This is a genomic window from Lichenifustis flavocetrariae (assembly GCF_026130545.1).
GTDB classification, from domain to species: domain Bacteria; phylum Pseudomonadota; class Alphaproteobacteria; order Rhizobiales; family Beijerinckiaceae; genus Lichenihabitans; species Lichenihabitans flavocetrariae.
In genome coordinates, this window is record NZ_JAMOIM010000039.1 from 1 (window position 1) to 21,009 (window position 21,009).

Here is a 21,009-nt window from a genome sequence, read left to right on the forward strand (position 1 = left end):
TGGCGGCAACATCGATCACAGCCCCCATCTACAAAGTAAAGACGCAGCAGGGAATCCCTCAAAAATCCTCGTCGCGATTCAAAAATTTATCGACGCTTCCTAAGGGCGAGCCAAGATGCGAGAGCGTTGGAGGTCTGCATGTTCATGTTATGTTCCTTTGTTGAGTTGCGTTGTGTTGAGGAAGTTTGGGATCCGGTCGGCGCAGCGCGCGTCGGCTGGGTTGTTGGTGGAAAGGTCAAGAAGGGGGGAGAAAAAGGCGTCTGACCGTGAAACGGACACTTGCTTCATGAGGATCGACGTTGGGATCACTCTGGATCAGCGTTGGGCCAGCACGCGGATTGAGCCCGCTCCACCCTGCCCTTCTGCTGCAACCGTCAGACCAGCAGGTCGTCCACGGGCTGCAGGCGGGCCATGTCGGTCGTGATGGCCGCTTCGACCATCGCGAGCGTGTTGTCGCCGAGATCGTTCGTGCGCAGCCACGCCGCAACGAGCGTCTTGGCCCGCAGGTCATCGATCTGGCCTGCTGGCAGGGCAGCTAGCAGAAGCGAGGTCGCGATCAGGCTGAGCTGAACCTGGAGTTTCTCGGTCGGGTCGGTCACCGCGGTCCCCCGGCCGTCGTAGCGGTCGAGGTCAGCGAGCCAGCGCGGCCAGAGCGTTTCGGTCAGGGCGCGTGCCTCATCGGGCAAACGCAGGTTTGCATCATTGATTATGGTCATGGTGGGTCTCTGCCCCGCGGGGACAATCGCGCCAACTTGGTTGATCTCGGCTGCGCCAGCTTCAGAACGGGGGCAAAAAACTCTGAAGCTTCATAAAGGCGGGACGCCTTCTCTTTCCTGTGTGTTCGGACCTGACAGCGCGAGGGACAAAGGTCCTTGGTCGCGCTGTCAGAGGTGCAGGCTCAGCCTGCCAAGCTGCCGGGTGAGATCCGGCTGTTCCGTCAGTCGTCCGCAACGTCGGCCACCTGACTCATGCGCGGCCTGGCTGCCGACGGTCAGATCGCGCTCAGCCTGCGTTCGATCCGCTCGGCGATGCCTTTGCCGCCGTGGCGACGACATTCTCCACCACCCGGATCAGTCGACGCAGGTCGTGCTGCGGATCGACCAGGTGAAGATCTTCCACGGGTCCCCCGCCGGCCAGAGGATCGTTGGTGGCGCGGCAGAGTCTTTCCGGGGACGTCACGCTCAGCGTGCAGCAGTCTTCGCCGGAGCGGGTGCGCACATAGTGGTGCAACGCCGTGCCTTTGATGGCGCGCGTCACGCCGGCATGGAACTGGCGCACCGTCAGGCCGGGTGGCAGCGCCACCGTGAGGACGTCAGCCGCGATCGTCACGGGGCTGTACGGTGCGAGCGGCGTGTCGCTTGGGATCGGCTCCAGGGTCCAGTCGTCCCATCCCGATGTGGCGCGGCCGAACCCACCTGTGTCTTCGAGATAGGTCTCGCCGTAGCGCACTGCGTTGATGGCGCGCAGGTGAGCGACCGGATGGGCAGCGATCATCTCGGAGATCACGCGCACCGGATGGTGCAGTCGGGCGCCGATCCGATCTGTGCCGGTGCAGCGCATGATCCCGAGAAAGGCGCTGCCGTGTGGCTGCTCATCGCGTCCGGCAGCGAAGACGGGCGGCGGCTTGCGGTCGAGCGCGGTGCCTCCGAACTGCGGCCAGCGATGGGCGTCGAGAAGCGCGAGGCGCTGCTCACGGACCCGCTGAGCGCCTGGCGAGAGCCTACGATTGGTGTCGGTCATCTGAGTGTCATCCTTGATGGTTGAAGGTTGAAAGGGGGGAAATCAAATCGAAATCCCAAAAGAACTGAGTGACTTGGGAGAAATGCCAATCACCGCCGCTGCAGCAGTGACGCGGACCGTGCCATCCGCCTTCGCTTTGGCGCGAAGGCGCGACCGGGCGTCCGCCGGTGAGACGCACCGGTGGGCCGCGAGATGGCAGGTTGTGCCGAGACATGGTCCGGGTTGCGAGCAGCCGCCCACGATCTCCTGGAGCAAGATCTCTCCCACTCCAGGACCGGCAGGGGCTCGGTTACAGGTGCGTAGGACGCCTTATGTCCCGCTTGGAGGTGCGTTGACGCCTTGCAGCCACAGGTGCCGAAGGCTGCCATCGGCCAAGTCGTGCGCCAGAGCCGAGGTGGTGATCGCCGTTAGGATCGGGCGACCCGGGCGGGCATCAAGGCGGAAGTACCGGTGCCCGGTCAGCTTCGCGAGTTGGGTGACGAGCCGATACGCGACATCAGGGTCCGTCATCCAGTCCCGGTGCTGCTCCAGCACGGCATGGGCTAGCGACGCGACATCCGGCATGGTGTCGAAGTCCATCTCATCCGGGCTATCCCGCAGGACGAACTCGCTCGACACGGACTGATGGATCGCAACCGCGAAGCCCCAGGCCGCCGGTCCTGTGACCGCGTGCAAGCCAACACGCGACAAGACCACTTTCGAGGATCTGCCCCAAGGGTAGAGACCTTCCCGAAGGCAGATGTCGTACCAGGCCTCGACCGCCCTCCCCAATGCGATGCGCATCTCGGGCGTCGCACATTCCAACTTGCCGACCAGCGTGCCGACATCAAGGTGCCAGCGGTGCACCATCGACTGAAGCAGGCTGCTCGATCGAAGTCTGCGACGGAACAACTCTCCGAAGATCATCGCCTCTGTCGAAGAAGATCCCGCCAAGGCGGTCGCGATGACTTCGATCTCGTCAGGTGTGAAGAGTTGACGGATCCCCGCCAGGAGGTCGTTGTTCAGTGCAGGCGTTGGCGAGAGCGTACGATTATTGTCGGCCATGACGTGATATCCTTGTTGAACTTGAGAAGGGGGGAAATCAAAATTGAAATCCCAAATCGATCCCAAGCTGTTGGGGAGATCTCGCGACAGATCCGGCTGACGTCTCTGCAGCTCATTCCGGGCAGCCCGACGTCGCGACACACGTGCGAGGCTGCACGGCTTCCGGACCGGCATGTCTCACCGATTGAGGCGACTGACGGCCGCTACCGGCCAGATTCGAGTGTTGGCTCGTGATCGTCACTGACCGCGGCCAGAGATCGTCAGCCGAGTTCGGGTGACACCTGCCGACACGACGATGCCGGGGAGGTCTGCTTCAGCTGAAGCTGATTGGCCGCGAACGGGCGAGCTTGGCCGAAAGGGGAATAGCTGCTTTCCGACGCGATAAGCACCACAGCTTGGGACATTGGCGAGGCCTAGGTTTCGTCTGACGATGCACGCCGAGTCTGATGGCGGCGAGACCGAAGTCGACATCAATGCACAAGAGTGCGCGGTAAAAGGCGCTCTTTGGAGGAGGCCCGCGGCGGATGTCGGCCGCCAACCCCTTCCGTTGCCACCGACGCACCGCTCGAAATTGGTGAGCAGATCGCGTGGGAACCGGTTCGCCCAGATCGATAATGCGAAGCAGATGCTCAAATTTGCTAGCACCTGCCTCCAATAATTACGGCGGCGACCAGTCGAAGAGACCTTAGATGTGCGCGAACGAGTCCATACCGTCTGCCGTCACTCCCACCCAAGGAAATGGCGTTTGCCGACCGGCACGCCCTTGTGACGCAGCAGGTCGTAAGCCGTGGTGAGATGGAAGAAGAAGTTCGGCACGGCAAATTCGAGCATGTAGGCTTGCCCGGTGAGGGTCCGAACATTGCCGTCGCCCGTGGGCAGCGCCACGCTGGCGTCGGCACCGCCGTCGATGGCTTCGGGCGGGACGGCTCGCAGGAAGGCCACCGTCGCCTCGATTCTCCGCGACAGGTCCGCGAAGCTCGCCTCATCGTCCAGCATGCTGACGTCCGCCACGCCGGCCACCCGGATCGCGGCGCGCTTGGCGGTGTCGCTGGCGCGCTGAACCTGCTGCCTCATAGTCATCATGTCGTCGAACAGTAGGGCGTCCAGGAACTGCGCCTCATCGATCGACTGCTCTTCGGCATGGAGCCGGGCACGTTCGAGAACGCCTGCAAGGTTGTGGAAGCCGTGGATCATCACGGCCATGCTTGCCTCATGGAGCGTCAACGGCATCGGTTTGTCCTTCAAAATGGGAGCGTGGCTCGTAATCACCGGTGTGCGCTGAGGGCGCTTCCGAAGAGCATGTTCAGACCCTCCGCCATGGTTGGATGCGCCAGGATGCCGTCGCGCAGGGCGGTGTAGGGCAGGCCACCCAGCATCGCCATCTGCACCACGGCCAGCACCTCTCCGGCCTGGGCGCCGAGCATCGTGAAGCCGAGGATCTTGTCGCTGTCCGCCGCGATGACGGCCTTCATCAGCCCCACCCGCTTCGACAGGGTGCGGGCGCGGGGGATCACGTCGACCGGCAGCCGTGCCACGCGATAAGCTTGTCCGGACCGTTCGGCCTCGCGCTCGCTCAGGCCGATGCGGGCGAACTCTGGGTCGATGAAGAGGCAGGATGGGATCAGGCGTCCCTTCGTGGTCCGGTCGCCGCCCGTGATGCCGCTCTTGGCGACGCGGTAGTCGTCGAGCGAAACGTGGGTGAACATGGGGCTGCCCGCGACCTCGCCCAGCGCCCAGACGCCGGGCGCCGACGTGCGCAGTCGCTCGTCGGCTTTGATGAAGCCGCGCTCGTCGAGGTCCACGCCCGCGATCTCCAGGCCGATGTCGCGCGTCATGGGCTCGCGGCCCGCGGCGACCAGAAGGTGCGAACCCGACAGGCGCCGGCCATCGGCCAGCACCGCCGCGATGTGGTCGCCGGAGCGTCCCTCGACCGAGGCGATCTCTTCACCCATGGCGACCTCGATGCCATCGGCGACGAAGAGGTCCTGGATGGCCGCTGCCACGTCGTCATCCTCGCGCGCCGCAAGCCGTGGCCCTCGCTCGATCAGCGTGACCGCGCTGCCCAGGCGCCGGAACGCCTGCGCCATTTCGAGGCCCACGTAGCCGCCGCCGACAACGATCAGATGGGCGGGGAGGACATCGAGCTTCAGCGCCTCCACGTGGGTGAGAGGCCCGGCGTCGCGCAGTCCGGCGACGGGCGGGATCGCGGCGCGGGTGCCGAGGTTCAGGTAGATGCGCTCACCCGTGAGACGCCGCGGTCCTCCTGCCGACTGGACCTCGATCACCCGGGCGGCCACGAAGCGGCCCCAGCCGATCACCAGTTCGAACCCGCTCGCCGCGAAGGCGCGCCGATTGAAGTCGACCATGTCCGCGACGACCTCGGCCGTGCGGGCGGCGACACGGTGCATGTTTACAGGGACGTCGCCGCCTTTGGCGCCGAAGGAGCCGGCATGGCGGACCGTCTCGGCCACCTCGGCGCTGCGCACCAGAGCCTTGGTGGGAATGCAGGCGATGTTGATGCAAGAGCCGCCGATCATGCCGGCCTCGATGACGGCGACCCGCTTGCCAGCCTTCGCCTGGTCCATCGCCAGCGTCTTACCGGCCTTGCCGCCCCCGAGGACGAGGATGTCGTAGGCGTCGATCTCGGTCATGTGATCCCTCCTTCGCTTGTGAACGTCGCGGGATCGCGATCACCGCTCAAAGCCCGTGTACGAGAAGCGCAATGCCGATCACCACGGTGGAACAGGCGCCCGCCAGGAAGGCCAAGGTCCTCACGAAGGGGATGCCGGCGGCATAGATGACGTAATGGATCAATCGGGCAACGACATAGGTCCAGGCGGCGGCCGCCATCACCGGGGTGCTGAGCCCAACCATAGCCGCGATCAGGACGAGCGGCGCGAAGACGGTCAGGTTTTCGACGGCGTTGGCGTGAGCCCGCCTCGCCCGGTCCATCAATGGCGCATCGACCGAATAGCCAGGACCGGGATTGCCGATCGGGGCGAGGATGCCGAAGGTGGCCATTCGCCCGCAGACGTAGGGGACCCACATCAGCGCGGTTGCCGTGGTGATGAGCACCTGGGCGTGAAGCTCGCTTGTGTAGGGCACGGGCAAGATCTTTCGTCAGGAAGTGGGAAGAGCGGAGAGGCTCGGACGCCGACGACGTTCGTTGCCGTCCGGACCTAAAAGGAGGGACGGCATCACCCCTGGTGATGTCTGCGCCAGGCGCCCGGACTGATGCCGACCTCCCGCGTGAACGACTTGGTGAAGTGGCTTTGGTCCCCGAAGCCGCAGGCCAACGCGACCTCGGCCAAGCCCAGTCGCGAGTCGACCAGCAGGTCCTTGGCCCGGTTCAGCCGTCGCAGCTGCAACCACTGATAAGGGGGCATGCCCACGGCGCCCGCGAAGGCGCGAGCGAAATACTGCACGGACAGGCCGCAGAGGTCTGCAAGCTCGCTCAACGTGACTTCCGCCCCGAGGCGCGCGTCCATGGCGGCCTTGACCATTCGTTCCTGGCGCAGCGTCAGGATCGGACGCTTGCCGTTCGACCGAGGGGCCAACGCGCCGTAGGCGCGACACATGTGCACGGAAAGCGCCCACGACACGTGGTCCACGAAAAGCACATCCGCGTCCTTCGGCTCGGCCAAGGAGGGCAGCAGGCTTTGGCCGAGCGCGAGCACGACCGGATCGAAGAGGCTCCCTCCCGTTGGCGCACGAAGGCCGCCGGCCGGGCGGGCGCCGACGTCACGCGCGACCGTGTCTATGGCGGCTTGTGGCAGGTAGAATTGCAGGCAGCGAAACGAGGTCTGGAGATCTGCGATCGTGCTCTTTTCGAGGTCGTAGACGCTCACGCTGCCGGCGATCATCGGCTCCATCGACACCCGGCGACCGGCGACCCAGAGGCGACCGGCATAGGGCTGCAACTGGACGGCGACCGCGAAGGCCTCCTCGGGGATGATTGGGGACGTGATGCCGAGCCCGTCGTGGGCACAGCGCAATTCGGTCACCGCGATCGGCGCCTTCTTCAAGGCACGCGTCACCAGCGTCGGCGATGCATCGAGGTGGAACGCCTCGGAGATGCGCCGGCCGTAGAAGCCCGGCTCCGGTGCCTGGTGGGTCATGGGGGAAGATGCCCCAAGGCCAGCAGCCGGTTCTCGCGTCGAGAGTCAGACCACGCTTCCGGCAGGAGCGGGACAAGCTTCCGGAACGCCAAACGCCAATCCGCCATGCTGTCCCTTCCGCAGGCCGGAGTGTGTCGGCCCCGCTTGCCCCGACGGCATCGGCGGCCGGAGCCTCTGGCTGGAAATTCGCACATGCGGGTTTGCCTGGGAAGCGCAAGATCAGACAAACGACATACGTGATCGGCAAAGACCTCCCTTGCAGAAATCCGCCATCCTTGCATACGTTCCGAATGTAACTTGTTTTCGAGCAAGAACATCTTCTGTAATCGACAGATATAAATCCTGCTGCGTACGCCGTTTCTCGAAATAACAAACACGGCGCGCAATTATCTAAAGAGCCGGCACCGACGTCTCAGGCGTCCGGCCGCTCCTACCGATGCGGATACCGCGCATCCCGGAGGTGAACGATTGACCCTGTCCCAAGTCTTCATTGCGGGTCACACGCTCATCAGCATCGCGGCCATCATCGTCGGCGTGTTCGCTTTGAGGGACGTCTTCCGGGCGCAGGCCTCGTCCACGTCGCTGACGGCCTTCATCGTCCTGGCGATCGCGACCAGCGCCACCGGCTTCATCCTGCCGCTCCACGGCGTCAGTCCCGGCGTCGTGATTTCCATCGTGGCCCTGATCATCCTGGCCGCCGTGCTTCTTTCACGGGGTCGGCTCGACGAATCGCGGTGGGCGCGATGGGTCTACGTCGGGGGATTGGTCGCGAGCGAGTACCTGCTGATCTTCGTCGGGGTTGTCCAGGCGTTCGTCAAAATCCCGCCGCTTACGGCCCTGGCCCCGACGCAGTCGGAACCGCCCTTCACCGTCGCCCAGGGCATCGTTCTCGTCGCCTTCGTGCTGATCGGGGTCCTTGCCCTCCGGGCTTTCCGACCGGAGGGCGCGTCCTTCCCTTCCGCACGGAGGACCCGGGCATGAGCAAGAAAGTCCTGATCAGCGGCGCCACCGGCGACACGGGCCGGGCCGCCGTAAGGGAAGGCCTCGCCCTGGGGCTCGACGTGCGGGCCATGGTGCACAACAGGGATGCCAGGGCTGAAGCCCTAGAAGCGGCCGGCGCCGAGGTAGTGACCGGTGATCTCCTGGAGATCGACTTGATACGGGCGGCGATGGACGGCGTCGAGGCGGCCTACTTCGTCTGGCCAGTCCAGCCCGGGCTTCTCAACGCCACCGTCAACTTCGCCCAGGCCGCGAAGGAAGCTGGCGTACCGACGATCGTGAACCTCTCCCAACGTTCGGCGAGGCGCGAGTCAAAGAGCCATTCCTGCCGCGACAGCTTCATCGCCGAGCAGGTCTTCAACTGGTCGGGCCTCGCGGTCATCCACCTGCGGCCGACCTACTTCCTGGAGTGGCTGCTTTATCCTTGGCAACTGCCCCACCTGCAAAAGGGAGTCCTGCGCATGCCGGTCGGCAAGGGACGACATTCGCCCATCGCTGCGCACGACCAGGGCCGCGCGATCGCCGCGATCCTGAAGGCGCCCGAGGCGCATGTCGGCAAGACCATCCCGCTGTCCGGTCCCGTCGAGATGGACCACGAACAGATGGCGGCGGAACTGTCTGAGGCCCTCGGACGCAAGATCGTCTTCCAGGATCTGCCGATCGACGAATACTGCGCCTCGCTGGAGACGATGGGGGTCCCGGCCTACATCGTGCAGCACCTCAGTGGCGCGATGGAAGATTACCAGAACGGGGTGATGTCCGGCGCCGACGACAACGTCGAGCGCCTGACCGGCCGCGGATCGATGACGGTGGGTGAGTTCGCCCGCGCGCACGCAGCCACACTGAACGGGTTTTGAGGCGAGCGAAGCTCGATCCGACGAGAACGACTGGGAGGAGATGACATGGACATCAACGGTTGCGTGGCTCTCGTCACGGGTGCCCCCGGCGGGATCGGGCGCGCCTTCGTCGCCGAACTCCTGAAGCGCGGCGCCGCCAAGATCTACGTCGGCGCCCGCGACACCGCCTCCTTGGCCGACCTGATGAAGGACGACGACAAGCGCCTCGTCCCGATGGCGCTCGACGTGACGGACGCCGCCATGGTGGCGCGCGCCGCGACCGAGGCACCGGACGTGACGCTGCTCATCAACAACGCCGGCTACGCGTCCTTCCAGGGCGCGATCGCGGCGCACGACATGGCCGCCGCCCGCCGCGAGATGGACGTCAACTACTTCGGCCCTCTGGCCCTCACCCGCGCCTTCCGCCCGGTCCTGGCGGCGGGAGGGGGCGGAGCCGTGGTCAACATGCTGTCGATGGCCGCGCTGGTCAGCCTGCCCGTGACCGGGACCTATTCGGCCTCGAAGGCGGCGTTCCTGTCGGTGACGCGCAGCATACGGGCCGAACTTGCGGCGCAAGGCACCGCCGTAGTCGGCGTGCTGGCCGTCCAGACGGAGAGCGCGATCGGCGCCCGGCTTCCGCCGCCGCGCATGATGCCCGCCGAGGTGGTCGCCGATGTCCTCGATGCGGTTCAGACAGGCCTCAGCGAGGAGATCGTCGCCGGCGCCCAGACCAAGGCGGCCTATCAGGCCTTCACGGCCGACCCGAAGGGCTTCCAGGCGAAGATGTCGACCCGGCTTCCGCAGGCCACCTGACAGGCTGCTTGCGCAATGGATCCGGCTGGCTGCTGTCACGCCGCAGCCGGGTCGGCTTCGATCCACACTTCGCCTGACCTCAGCAGGAGACCACATGGGCAAGCTCGATGGGAAAGTCGCCGTCGTCACAGGCGGGACCGGGGGCATCGGCCTCGCCACCGCCCAGGCCTTCGTGCGCGACGGCGCCTTCGTCTTCGTCATCGGGCGTCGGCAGGCCGAACTCGACGAGGCCATCGCCCTGATCGGTCCGAACACCAAAGGGGTACAGGGCGACGTCGCCCGACAAGGTGATCTCGACCGGCTCTACGGCGCCGTGAGCGCAAAGAAGAGATATGTCGATATCGTCTTCGCTAATGCCGGGATCGGGCGGCTGGCCCCGCTCGGCGCCCTGACGGACCAGCACATCGACGAGCTGTTCGACATCAACGTCAAGGGCGTGATCCACACCGTCCAGAAGGCTTTGCCCCACCTCCGTCCGGGCCTCGATCATCTTGAACGCCTCGATCGTCGGATCGAAGGGCTTCGCGAACTGGAGCGTCTACAGCGCGACGCAGGCGGCCGTGAGGTCGTTCGCCAGGACCTGGGCCGCCGACCTCAAGGGCCGCGGCATCCGCGTGAACGCGATCAGTCCCGGCGTGATCGAGACGCCCGGCTACGGCACGGTCGGCATGTCGGCCGCCGACCTCGAGGGCTACTTCGGTTTCACGAATACGATGACGCCCCTTGAACGGAACGGCGCCGCCGAAGACGTCGCGAGCGTCGTGACGTTCCTGGCCTCGGACGAAAGCAGGTTCATGACCGGCTCCGAGGTCTTCGTCGATGGCGGCTTCGCGCAGATCTGAACCCACTATGCAGCCACGGAGCGCACATGGATTTCCTTGAGACGATCGCCAAGCGTAACGAAACCTTCGTCCAGCACGGCTTCTCCGCAAACCTGAAGATCATCCCGACGACCAAGACGATCATCGTTGGTTGCCTGGACCCTCGGGTCGATCCCATGGACGTCCTCGGGCTTGAACCCGACGAGGCGGCGATCATCCGCAACATCGGCGGGCGCATCAATCCAGCCGTGATCGAGGCCCTGATCCTTCTGCCGGCCGTCGCCAAGGCGGTCGGCCAGAACATGGGTCCCGGCTGGAACCTCGTCATCCTGCACCACACCGATTGCGGGATCATCGGGTGCTACAAGCACGCTCCCGATCAGCTGGCGAAGCACCTGGGGGTCACGCGACCGCAGCTCGACTGCATGGAGGTCACCGACCCCTACAAGGCCGTCGCCCAAGATGTCGCCGCGTGGAAGGCGAATCCTGAAGTCCCGGGCGGGTTCATGATCTCGGGCGTCGTCTACGATGTGGCCACGGGGCGGATCCAGGTCGTCGTTCCACCGACGCAGCTTCGGGATTGAGCTACCGCGCTCCCTGTATCCGCCGCCTGCGGACGCCTTCAAACGTCCATTTCCCCCCCGCCAAAGCGCATCTGCGAGCGCTGCGACAGGACGAGGTCTCCCATGAGCAACGCCTTCTCCAAGCCCGGACTCGATGGGATCGTACGCCCCGTCGCATTGAAGATGGGCAAGAAGCTGCTGGTCGGCTCTCTCATGGCGATGGCCGTCCTCGCGGGACCTGATCTGGCCTTGGCCGGCGAAAGGGCAGCCACGGCTCCCGCTCCCCTTCCCACCGTCGTCGTCAGCAACCCGGTTCAGGGCACCGTCGATTCGCGCCTGCAGTTTCTCGGCCAGTTCTCCGCGGTCGACCGTGTCGACCTCCGCCCGCAGGTCGGCGGCACGCTGACCGAGATCAATTTCAAGGACGGCGACCTCGTCAAGAAGGGCGACCTGCTCTTCGTGATCGATCCGACACCTTACCAGATCGCCCTCGACGAAGCGAAGGCCCAACTCGCCAACGCCCGGGCCAATCTCGACCTCGCCAACCGCCAGTTCGTGCGCGCCGATTCGCTGAAGCAGAGCGGTTACGGCACCATCGAGGTTGCCGACCAGCGCGCCGCCCAGCAACTGACCGGTCAGGCCGCTGTGCAGCAGGCTGATGCGCGCGTTCGCGACGCGCAATTCGACCTCGACCACACGCGCATCACGGCGCCCTTCACCGGCCGCATCGGGTCCCATCAGGTCTCAGTCGGCAGCCTGATCTCCGGCAGCCGCACCGGCACCAGCGCCACCACGCTTCTCGCAACGATCGTGTCGTTGGACACGATTTATCTCAACTTCGACATGAGCGAAGCCGACTACCTCGCGTTCAAGCGCGAGCGCGCCAGCCAGACCGGTCCCCTGGCCGACAAGGTGAAGATCGCCCTCACCGGCGACGCGGAATTCGACCGTCGCGGCAAGCTCGACTTCATCGACAATCAGCTCGACCGCTCGAGCGGCACGATCCACGCTCGCGCCACCGTGCCGAACGCCGACCATTTCCTCACGCCGGGCACCTTCGGCCGCGTCAGGCTGATCTATGCGCCGGCAGCGCAGGCGATGCTCTTGCCGGATGCGGCCGTCCTGCCCGACCAGTCGACGCATCTCGTCATGACGGTCGACGCGGACGGCGTGGTGACGCCCAAGACCGTCGAGATCGGCGGGTTGCGCAACGGGCTTCGCGTGATCCGCTCAGGGCTCGCGCCCGACGACAAGGTCATCACCGACGGTGTGGCCACGGTCCGCCCCGGGATGAAGGTCGCGCCGCACGAAGTGCCAATCAACGTCGCCGACCAGACAAAGGGCTGAGCGATGAAACTCTCGCATTTCTTCATCGACCATCCACGCTTCGCGACGGTCATCAACATCTTCATCATGCTCTTCGGCCTGGCCGCGATGAGCCTGCTGCCGGTGGCACAATATCCTGACATCGTGCCGCCGACGATCCAGATCTCGACGGCCTATCCCGGCGCCTCCGCCCAGGTGGTCGCCCGGACCGTGGCGACCCCGCTCGAACAGGCCATCAACGGCGTCGAGGGCATGGACTACATCTCCAGCCAATCAACGGGAAACGGGGCGCTCACCATCACGGTGATCTTCAAGATCGGCTCCAATCCCAACGCCGACCTGCTGCTGACCCAGACGCGCGTGCAGAACACGCTGTCGCGCCTGCCGCAGGAGGTCCAGGCCCAGGGCGTGCAGGTCAAGAAAACGATCGAGGCCCTGCTGCTCGGCCTGCACTTCTACTCGCCAAAGGGCACCCGCAGCGTCGAGTACATGTCTAACTACATGCTGAAGGTGCGCGACCAGATCGCCCGCCTGCCCGGCGTGTCCGACTTCCAGGTCTTCGGGGAGCGGCAATATGCCATGCGTATTTGGATCGACCCTGACAAGTCGGCGGCCGACAACATCAGCGCCCAGGAGATCCTCGCCGCGCTGCGCGCCCAGAACGCGCAGGTATCGGCCGGCGTGCTCAACCAGCCGCCGATCAAGACCGACGCGGCCTACCAGATTAACGTCGAGGCGCTCGGCCGCCTGAGCACGCCCGAAGAGTTCGGCAACATCATCGTCAAGTCGGACAGCCAGGGGCGCGTCACCAGGATCCACGACATCGGCCATGTCGAGCTCGGGTCGCAGGACTACGGCTCGATCGGCTATGCCGATGCCTATCCTTCGGCGCCCTGGTTCGCCATCGCCACGCCCGGCGCCAATGTCGTGCAGGTCGAGAACGCGATCTGGGACAAGATGGCCGAGCTGAAGCGGACCTCGTTCCCCTCAGACATGGACTACATCAAGATCTACGACCCCACGACCTTCGTCAGTCAGTCCATCCACGAGGTCATCGAGACGATCTTCATCGCCATCGCACTGGTGGTCGGTGTCGTGTTCATCTTCCTGCAGACTTGGCGCGCGACGCTCATCCCGGTGATCGCGATCCCGATCTCGCTGCTGGGCACGTTCGTCATCCTCGCCCTGCTCGGCATCTCGATCAACAACCTGTCGATGTTCGGGCTGATCCTGGCAGTCGGCATCGTGGTCGACGACGCCATCGTCGTGGTGGAGAACGTCGAGCGCAACATGGCCAGGGGCATGTCGCCACGGGAGGCGGCGCACAGGACGATGGACGAGGTCTCGTCCGCGCTCATCGCCATCGCGCTGACGCTCTGCGCGGTCTTCGTGCCCTGCGCCTTCATCAGCGGCATCTCGGGCCTGTTCTTCACCCAATTCGCGGCCACCATCTCGGCCTCGACGATCATCTCGGTGATCGTCTCGCTGACCCTCAGCCCGGCGTTGTGCGCGGTGCTGCTCAAGCCGCATCACGACCGTGCCAAGGCGCGGGGTCTCGCCCGCATCCCCCAGGCCCTGTTCGGCGGCTTCAATGCCGGCTTCGAGTGGCTGTCGCACAAATACGGCTGGATGACCTCGCACCTGATCCGGGCGAGCGCGGTGATGATCGTCGCCTATGTCGGCCTGATCGGGCTGACGGGCTTCCAAATGTCCCGCATGCCGAACGGCTTCATCCCCGAGCAGGACATCGGCTATCAGGGCGTCATCGCCATCCTGCCGCCAGGCTCGAGCCTGGCGCGCACCGATGCCGTGGTGCGCGAGGTGAACGACATCGTCCTGAAAGTGCCGGGCGTCGAGCACAACTCGCCCGTGGCCGGCTTCGACGTCACGACCTCGACGATTGCCCCCAATGTGGGGACGGTCTTCTATTCGCTGCCCTCGCTCTATGACAAGCACATCCCGGGCGTCACTGCGGCCACGATGCTGCCGCGGGTCCGCGCGGCCCTGGCGAACGTGAAGGGCGCCTATGTGATCGTGATCAATCCGCCGCCCGTGCAGGGTCTGGGATCGGCCGGCGGCTTCAAGCTGATGGTCGAGGACCGGGGCGATCACTCGCCGCAGGAGCTCGCCGACGCCACCAACAAACTCGTGACGGCGGCCAACAAGGACCCCACCTTTCAGGCCGTCTTCACGCTGTTCAACGCCGGCGCGCCCTCGCTCTACGCCGACATCGATCGTGAGAAGGCAGAGAAGGTGGGCCTGACGCCGAGCGACGTCTTCTCGACGATGCAGCTCTATCTCGGCTCACAATATGTGAACGACTTCAACTATCTCGGCCGCACCTACCAGGTGCTGGTCCAGGCTGACGAGCAGTTCCGCAAGACCAAGGACGATATCGCTCGGCTGAAGGTGCGCAACAAGGACGGCGAGATGGTGCCGCTCGGCTCGGTCGTGAGCTTCCGCGACAACACCACGCCGTTCCGCCAGCCCCGCTACAACCTCTACCCAGCCGCCGACGTCCTCGGGAGCGCGGGACCGGGCGTCGCCTCCGGCACGGCTATGGCGCGGATGGAGGAACTGGCCAAGCAGGTTCTGCCGCCCGGCTTCGACATCGACTGGACCGAGCTGTCTCACCAGCAAAAGCAACAGGGCATTCCGACGGTGGTCATCTTCGCCGCCTCCGCCCTGTTCGTCTTCCTGGTGTTGGCTGCGCAGTACGAGAGCTGGAAGCTGCCGCTGGCGATCGTCCTTATCGTGCCGATGTGCCTGCTGGCCTCCGCCTTTGGACTCAGTTTCAGGGGAATGCCGATCGATATCCTCGCGCAGATCGGCTTCGTGGTCCTGGTCGGGCTGGCGGCAAAGAACTCGATCTTGATCGTGGAATTCGCCAAGCAGCGCCAGGACGACGGCGAGACCCCGCAGCACGCCGCGTCCGAAGCCGCCCGCATCCGCCTTCGCCCGATCCTGATGACGTCCTTCGCCTTCATCCTCGGTGTCTTCCCGCTCGTCGTGGCGACCGGAGCAGGCGCGGAGATGCGGCAATCCATCGGGACAGCGGTGTTTTCAGGGATGCTCGGCGTCACCCTGTTCGGCCTCATCTTCACCCCGACCTTCTACACGATCGTCAGCCGGCACGCTGAACGCAAGAAGGCGGCCGACGCCGCGCCGCACGCCGCGCTGAGCCCCGTCGGAAATCCTTAACCGCTTCGCGACGGAGACGAAGCGCCAGCTCGACGTCCTCGATCAGCGCCTCGCGCAAAACAGGTTCATCGCTGGCCGCGGGTACAGCGTCGCCGACATGGCGATCTTCCCATGGTACGGCGCGCTCGTCCTCCCACCGAAGGGTCCGCTTCCAACCTTCCTGTCGAGGACGAATTCTTACACGTTGTAAGGGGGCAGGCCCTGGCCGCGCGATCAGCGGCGCGGCCACATGGTCAGCCGCATCTGGGGCGACGACTCCTCGCAGCAGTTGCGCGAGCGGCATTCCGACCGACTGCTCTACGACGTGATCTGGCCGTAAGGAGAATGGCCGCTCTCCGGTGCGGAAATCACGAAGCTGCCATTCAACAGCAGCTGTGCTGGCTCTCTGGAAGGCCCGTCATATCAGGAAGTTGAGTTGCTGCGATCGAGCCATCGGGGGGTAGAGGGAGGGACCGTCCGCCGACCTAAAAAACATCAACGATAACAGACACAAAGGGCAATCAACGATTGGTCATGTGTAACACCGCCGTGTGACACCGCGCAAGCCATCTCAGAGGCAATAACAAGGATTGCCTATAAGATCCTTGAAGGTCGATTCGGCGGATGAAGTGTCCGCCCTCAGGCGGACTTGCCCTTCGAGGAGATTGGCTGGCCGATCATGGAGAACTTGGCCCTCTCAAAGGCGTCCTCGTCGTCGTCGGGATCGTCGGGCGCGCGTCTGGCCAATGCCCGGAGCGACGGACGGCGGGGCTTCTCGGGTGCGATGGCCGGCGCGGCTTCGGACGGCGCGTTGACTCCTTTTCGCTGCCTGATAGCGGCGATACGGCTGATTCAACCGTCGTGACCGCTTGGGAAATTGCAGGGCTCTTCTCCGGCTGCTCCGGGCTTCGATTCGGGCCCTCGACAGGGGCCGGCTCGTCTAGCGTGGCCTCCACATCCTTCGCGAGCACCTTGTACAGGCCCTCCCCCACTTGTTCGAAGAGCTTTCCCTTTTTTGCGCGACCCTCCATCTTGTCGCCGAGGACGGCGGCTGACCAGGTCCTGTTCTTGCTCCACTCCTCGGCTTCCCGATGGTCCTCAGGTTTGAGCAAGAGGTAAGCGATGTCGGGTTTCAGGTGCTGGGACCCCATTCGATCGGCAACCTTACGCAGGAGGCCCTCCCAGAACGCTATCGCCGCCCCCCGGCGCCCGGGAACAGCATTCGTTTCTTCGCCATCGCTTTCCGTTTCGTTGCCCGCGATACCGAGACGCTCCTCCAGGGCTTTGACCCTCGCCATCGCCGCGACGTAGGCCATCTTCACGGCGTCGAACTTCTCGACCAGTTCGTCATGCTCGTTGAGCTTGAAGTTGCGTCCCTGGTCGCGTCCGTGGGACCAGATTTGGGCGGCTACTTTCGAAAGGCTGTCCAGCATAGCTGGTGGAACGTCGTCCTTGGTCGGACGCGGCCGAAAGCCCCTCGAAAGGGACCACCCCTTGAACATCGGGCCGACGTCGCTGAACGATCCGCCTTTGCTCAATTCGGTTTGCAAGGCGCGAACGGTGGGGTTCCTGCCGTCCGCGAGAATCTCATCGGCGATCCTGAACAGTTCGGCTTGGTCGACCATGGCGCCCTCCATGGAAGATCCTGGCAGCGCACCGTAAGCAACCCGTGAATGCACAAGCACGGCGGGGGCGAATTGTAACATCACGTTACCTGTTACCATTGTGCCGACGATGTTCGGCTCACCACAATGGTTGCGCGACCACACTCGCGACGGCGCGGTGCCGCAGAAAGGAGTTCAGATGAAGCTGGAACGGGGACAGATGGCCGTGGTCACGGGCGCCTCCGGCGGCCTGGGCGAACAGTTCTCCCGACAACTCGCCGGAGGCGGCCTGAACCTGATCCTGGTCGCCCGGTCGGTGGACAAGCTTGAGGCACTGGCCGTCGAGCTGCGGGCGGCCCACAGGATCGGCGTCGAGGTCGCGCCTGCCGAGATGAACAAGGCGGCCTGCGTCAAGATGGTGGGTGGATACGCGCTCACCCCATTCGAAATCCGCTCAAGGCTGGGGAACGCGTAGCGCTCCCCAGCAGGCTCCCTCCTGTCAGAGACTTGGGTGCAATCCGCGAACGGGGCTCACATTCTCCAGCACCGATGCCGCATGCAGGATCGTGGTCTCTGCCTGCCATCTGCCCACCAGTTGCACGTTGATCGGCAGCCCCTCGCGGCTCGTCCCGAAGCGCATCGACAGCCCGGGGAGGCCGGTGACGTTCAGGGGCACGGTCGCGCCCTGGAGGTAGGTCAGGTCGATCGTTTGGCCGTTGACGACCAGTTCGGTGATGCCGTGCTTGTGCGCCGGCACCGGCAGTACCGGGGTCAGGAGCACGTCGAAGTCCCGGAAGTACGCCGCGTAGCCGTCCCGGAGCCGCTCCGCCGCCTGCTCGGCCGCGACGTAGTCCTCCATGGACGTATCCGGCAGCGACAACATCGTCCTGGCCATCTTGTAGATTTCGTCGTCGGGACGGCCTGCGATCGCTTCCCGAAAAGCGGGCTTCATCTCCATGACGTGGAGTTTGTTGAACACGTCGAGGGCGAAGTCGCGCTCCAGAGCCGGGATGCGCACTTCTTCGACATGGTGGCCCTCGCCCTTGAGGGCCTCGGCCGCCGCCTGCACCGTCGCCGCGACCTCGGTATCGATGGGGCCGAAGCCCGGCCCGACCATCCAGCCGACGCGAAGCTTGCGGTCCGGCGCGGCGCCGATGCCGGCGTCGAATGGGACGGTGCTGGTCGCGAAGGCGTCCAGGCCGTCGGGGCCGGCCAGCTGCGAGAAGGCGAGCGCGAGGTCGCGGATGCTGCGCGCCATCGGGCCGACGTGCCAGAAGCGGCGGGGCGCGCGCGGCCAGATGCCGGTCATCGGCACACGCCCGTGGGTGGCCTTCAGCGATACGATGCCAGTCTGGGCGGCCGGACCGCGCACCGAGATGGCGAGGTCGGTGCCGAGGCCCAGCGGCGACATCCCCGCCGCGATGGCCGCCGACTCGCCGCCGCTGGAGCCACCCGGCGTCCGGTCGAGATCCCAGGGGTTGTTCGAGCGGCCGGAGAGCAGGTTGTCGCTCTCGATCCAATAGGAGAACTCGGGAAGGTTGGTCTTGGCGAGCAGGATGCCGCCCGCCTTCTTCAGTCGAGCGACGCTGGTCGCGTCGACGTCGGGTGTCCGGCCCTTGAAGATGGGCGAGCCGCGCTGGGTCATCACTCCGGCGGTGTCGATGGAGTCCTTCACGGTGAAAGGCACGCCGTGCAGGGGCCCGAGATCCAAACCCGCCATGACCGTCGCCTCGGCTTTCCTCGCGGCGGCCATCGCGTCCTCCGCGACCGTGACGATGGCGTTGATCCTCGGATCGACGGCCTCGATGCGGTCAAGGTGCGCCCGCACGACCTCGACGGGCGAGATCTGCTTGGTCCGGATCAGCGCGGCCAGTCCGGTCGCGTCGAAGAAGATGATGTTCTGGATCATGTCATTTCCCTACCTATCGTTAGGCAGGGTGAAAGTTAGGGCTGGATTTCGGTCTCGTCAACCCCTAACTAACGATTGGTAGGTTTAAGGCGCTCGTTGGAGGCTGGGGTGAGTACCAATGCGAAGGAGGCGATCCTGGCCGCCGCCAGGAAGACCGCGCAGGCACACGGATACGGCGGACTGAGCTACCGCGATCTCGCCGCCGAGGTCGGCATCAAGGCGGCGAGCATCTACCACCACTTCGCCAGCAAGGCGGACCTCGGCGCGGCGGTCGCGCGGCGCTACTGGGAAGACACGGCGGCCGAGCTTGATGCGATGCTGGCCGAGATCTCCGACCCGGTCCGCTGCCTGCATCGTTACCCGGACATCTTCCGCCGGTCGCTTGAGGACGGGAACAGGCTATGTTTGTGCAGCTTCATGTCGGCCGAGTACGCCGACCTGCCGGAGGTCGTGCAGCGGGAGGCCCAGCACTTCGCCGAGGTCAACATCGCGTGGCTCGGGAAAGTGCTGGTCCTGGCGGGAATGGCAGAGCCCGAGGGCAGCGAGGCGCGGGCACGGGCCATCTTTGCCGCGGTGTCCGGCGCCCAGCTCTACGCCAGGAGCCGTTCGGACGTTTCGCAATTCGATGCCCTCATCGAGAGCTACCGGACTTCGGGCCTCCTGCCGGCCTAAGCGGAGGCGCTATTTGCCCCAATAACGAATTCGCCTCGGCATGTTGTCGAGCGTGCCACCGTCACCTCATGGATCAGCGCCCATCCAGCGTCTCAGAATTCCCTGACGCCGTTTATTGTACGGCGGTTCGAAATCTCCCTCGACGGCAGATGGGGTCTCCCTGAACACGAGCACCGGCCATTGCGGCCTCTTTGACTGGCTGACTTGACTGGAGATCGGCTGCGCCTTGATCACCTGCCGCAACGGCGCCCGCCGACCTTCTTCCCCTGCGTTCCGCATTCCTCGCGAGGCAAGAAGCCCGTCCGGCACCGTCCTCCGCTGCCGCTGCGGTCCTAACGGATGCGGCGACGATCGCCCCCGGTTCCTGGATCGCCATCGAGGCCGCAATGGACGCGGGCTCAAGCGAAAACGGGAGATCACCAAATGACGACCATTGGTACCTTCAAGGCTCAAGGCAGCGAGTTCACCGGCGAGATCGCCACCCTCACGATCCGGGCCACCAACGTCCGTATCGCTCCCGTGCAGCGCGCGACCCATACGGGACCCAGCCACCGGGTATATGCCGGCCAAGCCGAAGTCGGGGCAGCGTGGTCCCGGCGGTCGAAGGAAGGTCGCCCGAACCTTTCGGTCCTGCTCGACGATCCGAGCCTGATCGCCCCGGTCTACGCCAGCCTTCTGGCCGACGAGGACGGTCGGAGCCACAACCTGCTGTGGTCCCGTGGCAACCGATCAAAGGCCGACTGAACGAACGCCGGCGCCCCGGCATTCAGCCAAGGCGCCGGCAAGCGGCATTGAGGCACGACCGTTCGGCATGAATCGCGGATCATGCGGAGGTAACGGGTGCACGGGTCACGGCATCAACCATCACGCGGCGGCGAGTTGCCAATTCTGGTCGCGGCGGCGACGCAATTCCAGTTCGACGCCGGGCGGCGGGGCAGCGGCGGGTGAGGGCGGCGGATCGTCGTCTCCGTCGTCCCGGTGTGGTGCACGGCGCCACCGCATCTTCGACGTGAACCGGGGCTTGGAACCGAGGCCTTGTCCGCTTGCGAATGGCAGTGCCGATGGGCCGCGCGACGAGTCCAACGCCCGCAGCGCGGCCAGCACCGTGCCGATGCCGACGATCGCGCCGCTGTCGAGCTGGCGCATCGCTGGCAGGTTCGGCACGGCATGGGCGTCGGAGGCCCAGGCCGCGAGGACGGCTCGCTTGTCGGCGTCGCTCAGGACCCTGCTATGAAGCACGTCGTACGGGCGGCGATTTGGGAGGGCAGAAAAACGGCTTCAAGGGGTCCACGAAAAATTTTTGCCCTTTTCACCGTTGGGATCGAAGCTCGAAACGCGACGCGGGTTGGCGCCGACGTTACCCGCCGCGTCGACGTCGTGCCGC

20 protein-coding genes and 1 pseudogene are annotated in these 21,009 nt (G+C 65.1%); 11 read left to right on the forward strand and 10 right to left on the reverse strand.

Annotated features, from left to right (window positions below; all coding sequences use genetic code 11):
• Window positions 1-374: 374 nt before the first annotated feature.
• The 7 genes from M8523_RS29425 to M8523_RS29455 form a co-directional block, all read right to left on the reverse strand.
• Window positions 375-716, reverse strand: a complete 342-nt coding sequence (locus M8523_RS29425; protein WP_282588426.1) for a hypothetical protein — start codon at window positions 714-716, stop codon at window positions 375-377.
• 286 nt (window positions 717-1,002) lie between these two features.
• On the reverse strand, window positions 1,003-1,740 hold the full coding sequence (locus M8523_RS29430) for a hypothetical protein (RefSeq protein WP_282588427.1): 738 nt from the start codon (window positions 1,738-1,740) through the stop codon (window positions 1,003-1,005).
• A 309-nt stretch (window positions 1,741-2,049) separates the two neighbouring features.
• Complete coding sequence (locus M8523_RS29435; RefSeq protein ID WP_282588428.1) at window positions 2,050-2,784, reverse strand: hypothetical protein; 735 nt, start codon at window positions 2,782-2,784, stop codon at window positions 2,050-2,052.
• A gap of 720 nt (window positions 2,785-3,504) precedes the next feature.
• Complete coding sequence (locus M8523_RS29440) at window positions 3,505-4,014, reverse strand: DUF1993 domain-containing protein (RefSeq protein WP_282588429.1); 510 nt, start codon at window positions 4,012-4,014, stop codon at window positions 3,505-3,507.
• A gap of 35 nt (window positions 4,015-4,049) precedes the next feature.
• Entirely contained in the window at window positions 4,050-5,435 is a 1,386-nt protein-coding gene (locus M8523_RS29445) for a dihydrolipoyl dehydrogenase family protein (RefSeq protein WP_282588430.1), read from the reverse strand.
• A gap of 46 nt (window positions 5,436-5,481) precedes the next feature.
• Window positions 5,482-5,889: an MAPEG family protein gene (locus M8523_RS29450; protein ID WP_282588431.1), complete on the reverse strand. Its 408-nt coding sequence runs from the start codon at window positions 5,887-5,889 to the stop codon at window positions 5,482-5,484.
• 92 nt (window positions 5,890-5,981) lie between these two features.
• Window positions 5,982-6,902 carry a helix-turn-helix domain-containing protein gene (locus M8523_RS29455; RefSeq protein ID WP_282588432.1) on the reverse strand — a complete coding sequence of 307 codons (921 nt, stop codon included), beginning with the start codon at window positions 6,900-6,902 and terminating at the stop codon, window positions 5,982-5,984.
• A 468-nt stretch (window positions 6,903-7,370) separates the two neighbouring features.
• Between M8523_RS29455 and M8523_RS29460 the strand changes: the two genes are divergently transcribed.
• The 8 genes and pseudogenes from M8523_RS29460 to M8523_RS36910 all read left to right on the forward strand — a co-directional run bounded on the left by M8523_RS29460 (window position 7,371) and on the right by M8523_RS36910 (window position 15,651).
• Window positions 7,371-7,883: a hypothetical protein gene (locus tag M8523_RS29460; protein WP_282588433.1), complete on the forward strand. Its 513-nt coding sequence runs from the start codon at window positions 7,371-7,373 to the stop codon at window positions 7,881-7,883.
• Window positions 7,880-8,758: an NmrA family NAD(P)-binding protein gene (locus tag M8523_RS29465; protein ID WP_282588434.1), complete on the forward strand. Its 879-nt coding sequence runs from the start codon at window positions 7,880-7,882 to the stop codon at window positions 8,756-8,758. Before M8523_RS29460 ends, M8523_RS29465 begins: the two co-directional genes overlap by 4 nt.
• A gap of 45 nt (window positions 8,759-8,803) precedes the next feature.
• Window positions 8,804-9,550, forward strand: coding sequence for an SDR family NAD(P)-dependent oxidoreductase (locus M8523_RS29470; protein WP_282588435.1), 747 nt, complete (start codon window positions 8,804-8,806; stop codon window positions 9,548-9,550).
• 94 nt (window positions 9,551-9,644) lie between these two features.
• Window positions 9,645-10,392 (forward strand): annotated as a pseudogene (locus M8523_RS29475) (SDR family NAD(P)-dependent oxidoreductase).
• 26 nt (window positions 10,393-10,418) lie between these two features.
• Window positions 10,419-10,955 (forward strand): carbonic anhydrase, encoded by a 537-nt coding sequence (locus M8523_RS29480; protein ID WP_282588436.1) that lies wholly within the window; start codon window positions 10,419-10,421, stop codon window positions 10,953-10,955.
• Between the two features lie 102 nt (window positions 10,956-11,057).
• The gene (locus tag M8523_RS29485; RefSeq protein WP_282588437.1) at window positions 11,058-12,281 is read left to right on the forward strand and encodes an efflux RND transporter periplasmic adaptor subunit; all 1,224 of its coding nucleotides are present in this window, start codon (window positions 11,058-11,060) and stop codon (window positions 12,279-12,281) included.
• Window positions 12,282-12,284: 3 nt separating this feature from the next.
• Window positions 12,285-15,461, forward strand: a complete 3,177-nt coding sequence (locus M8523_RS29490) for an efflux RND transporter permease subunit (protein WP_282588438.1) — start codon at window positions 12,285-12,287, stop codon at window positions 15,459-15,461.
• On the forward strand, window positions 15,454-15,651 hold the full coding sequence (locus M8523_RS36910; protein WP_428351591.1) for a glutathione S-transferase C-terminal domain-containing protein: 198 nt from the start codon (window positions 15,454-15,456) through the stop codon (window positions 15,649-15,651). The genes M8523_RS29490 and M8523_RS36910 overlap by 8 nt, the downstream gene beginning before the upstream one ends.
• 466 nt (window positions 15,652-16,117) lie before the next feature.
• Here the strand turns inward: M8523_RS36910 and M8523_RS29495 are convergent, their stop codons facing one another.
• Window positions 16,118-17,065 carry a DNA-binding protein gene (locus M8523_RS29495; protein WP_282588439.1) on the reverse strand — a complete coding sequence of 316 codons (948 nt, stop codon included), beginning with the start codon at window positions 17,063-17,065 and terminating at the stop codon, window positions 16,118-16,120.
• Window positions 17,066-17,243: 178 nt separating this feature from the next.
• On the opposite strand from M8523_RS29495, the gene M8523_RS29500 reads away from it, so the two are divergent.
• Window positions 17,244-17,519, forward strand: a complete 276-nt coding sequence (locus M8523_RS29500; protein WP_282588440.1) for an SDR family NAD(P)-dependent oxidoreductase — start codon at window positions 17,244-17,246, stop codon at window positions 17,517-17,519.
• A gap of 24 nt (window positions 17,520-17,543) precedes the next feature.
• Here the strand turns inward: M8523_RS29500 and M8523_RS29505 are convergent, their stop codons facing one another.
• The gene (locus M8523_RS29505) at window positions 17,544-18,953 is read right to left on the reverse strand and encodes an amidase (RefSeq protein ID WP_282588441.1); all 1,410 of its coding nucleotides are present in this window, start codon (window positions 18,951-18,953) and stop codon (window positions 17,544-17,546) included.
• A gap of 108 nt (window positions 18,954-19,061) precedes the next feature.
• On the opposite strand from M8523_RS29505, the gene M8523_RS29510 reads away from it, so the two are divergent.
• Entirely contained in the window at window positions 19,062-19,625 is a 564-nt protein-coding gene (locus M8523_RS29510) for a TetR/AcrR family transcriptional regulator (RefSeq protein WP_282588442.1), read from the forward strand.
• A 423-nt stretch (window positions 19,626-20,048) separates the two neighbouring features.
• A complete protein-coding gene (locus M8523_RS29515; protein WP_282588443.1) occupies window positions 20,049-20,369 on the forward strand; it encodes a DUF736 domain-containing protein in 321 nt (106 codons plus the stop codon).
• Window positions 20,370-20,489: 120 nt separating this feature from the next.
• On the opposite strand, the gene M8523_RS29520 is transcribed toward M8523_RS29515, so the two are convergent.
• Entirely contained in the window at window positions 20,490-20,864 is a 375-nt protein-coding gene (locus M8523_RS29520) for a hypothetical protein (RefSeq protein WP_282588444.1), read from the reverse strand.
• Window positions 20,865-21,009: the final 145 nt, after the last annotated feature.

Excerpts from the sequence above, each read along its gene's own strand:
- M8523_RS29470 (WP_282588435.1), top strand. The coding sequence starts at position 8,804 with ATGGACATCAACGGTTGCGTGGCTCTCGTCACGGGTGCCCCCGGCGGG.
- M8523_RS29465 (WP_282588434.1), top strand. The coding sequence starts at position 7,880 with ATGAGCAAGAAAGTCCTGATCAGCGGCGCCACCGGCGACACGGGCCGG.
- M8523_RS29435 (WP_282588428.1), bottom strand. The coding sequence starts at position 2,784 with ATGGCCGACAATAATCGTACGCTCTCGCCAACGCCTGCACTGAACAAC.
- M8523_RS29440 (WP_282588429.1), bottom strand. The coding sequence starts at position 4,014 with ATGCCGTTGACGCTCCATGAGGCAAGCATGGCCGTGATGATCCACGGC.
- M8523_RS29425 (WP_282588426.1), bottom strand. The coding sequence starts at position 716 with ATGACCATAATCAATGATGCAAACCTGCGTTTGCCCGATGAGGCACGC.
- M8523_RS29490 (WP_282588438.1), top strand. The coding sequence starts at position 12,285 with ATGAAACTCTCGCATTTCTTCATCGACCATCCACGCTTCGCGACGGTC.
- M8523_RS29495 (WP_282588439.1), bottom strand. The coding sequence starts at position 17,065 with ATGGTCGACCAAGCCGAACTGTTCAGGATCGCCGATGAGATTCTCGCG.
- M8523_RS29505 (WP_282588441.1), bottom strand. The coding sequence starts at position 18,953 with ATGATCCAGAACATCATCTTCTTCGACGCGACCGGACTGGCCGCGCTG.
- M8523_RS29445 (WP_282588430.1), bottom strand. The coding sequence starts at position 5,435 with ATGACCGAGATCGACGCCTACGACATCCTCGTCCTCGGGGGCGGCAAG.
- M8523_RS29485 (WP_282588437.1), top strand. The coding sequence starts at position 11,058 with ATGAGCAACGCCTTCTCCAAGCCCGGACTCGATGGGATCGTACGCCCC.
- M8523_RS29515 (WP_282588443.1), top strand. The coding sequence starts at position 20,049 with ATGACGACCATTGGTACCTTCAAGGCTCAAGGCAGCGAGTTCACCGGC.
- M8523_RS29480 (WP_282588436.1), top strand. The coding sequence starts at position 10,419 with ATGGATTTCCTTGAGACGATCGCCAAGCGTAACGAAACCTTCGTCCAG.
- M8523_RS29455 (WP_282588432.1), bottom strand. The coding sequence starts at position 6,902 with ATGACCCACCAGGCACCGGAGCCGGGCTTCTACGGCCGGCGCATCTCC.
- M8523_RS29430 (WP_282588427.1), bottom strand. The coding sequence starts at position 1,740 with ATGACCGACACCAATCGTAGGCTCTCGCCAGGCGCTCAGCGGGTCCGT.
- M8523_RS29500 (WP_282588440.1), top strand. The coding sequence starts at position 17,244 with ATGAAGCTGGAACGGGGACAGATGGCCGTGGTCACGGGCGCCTCCGGC.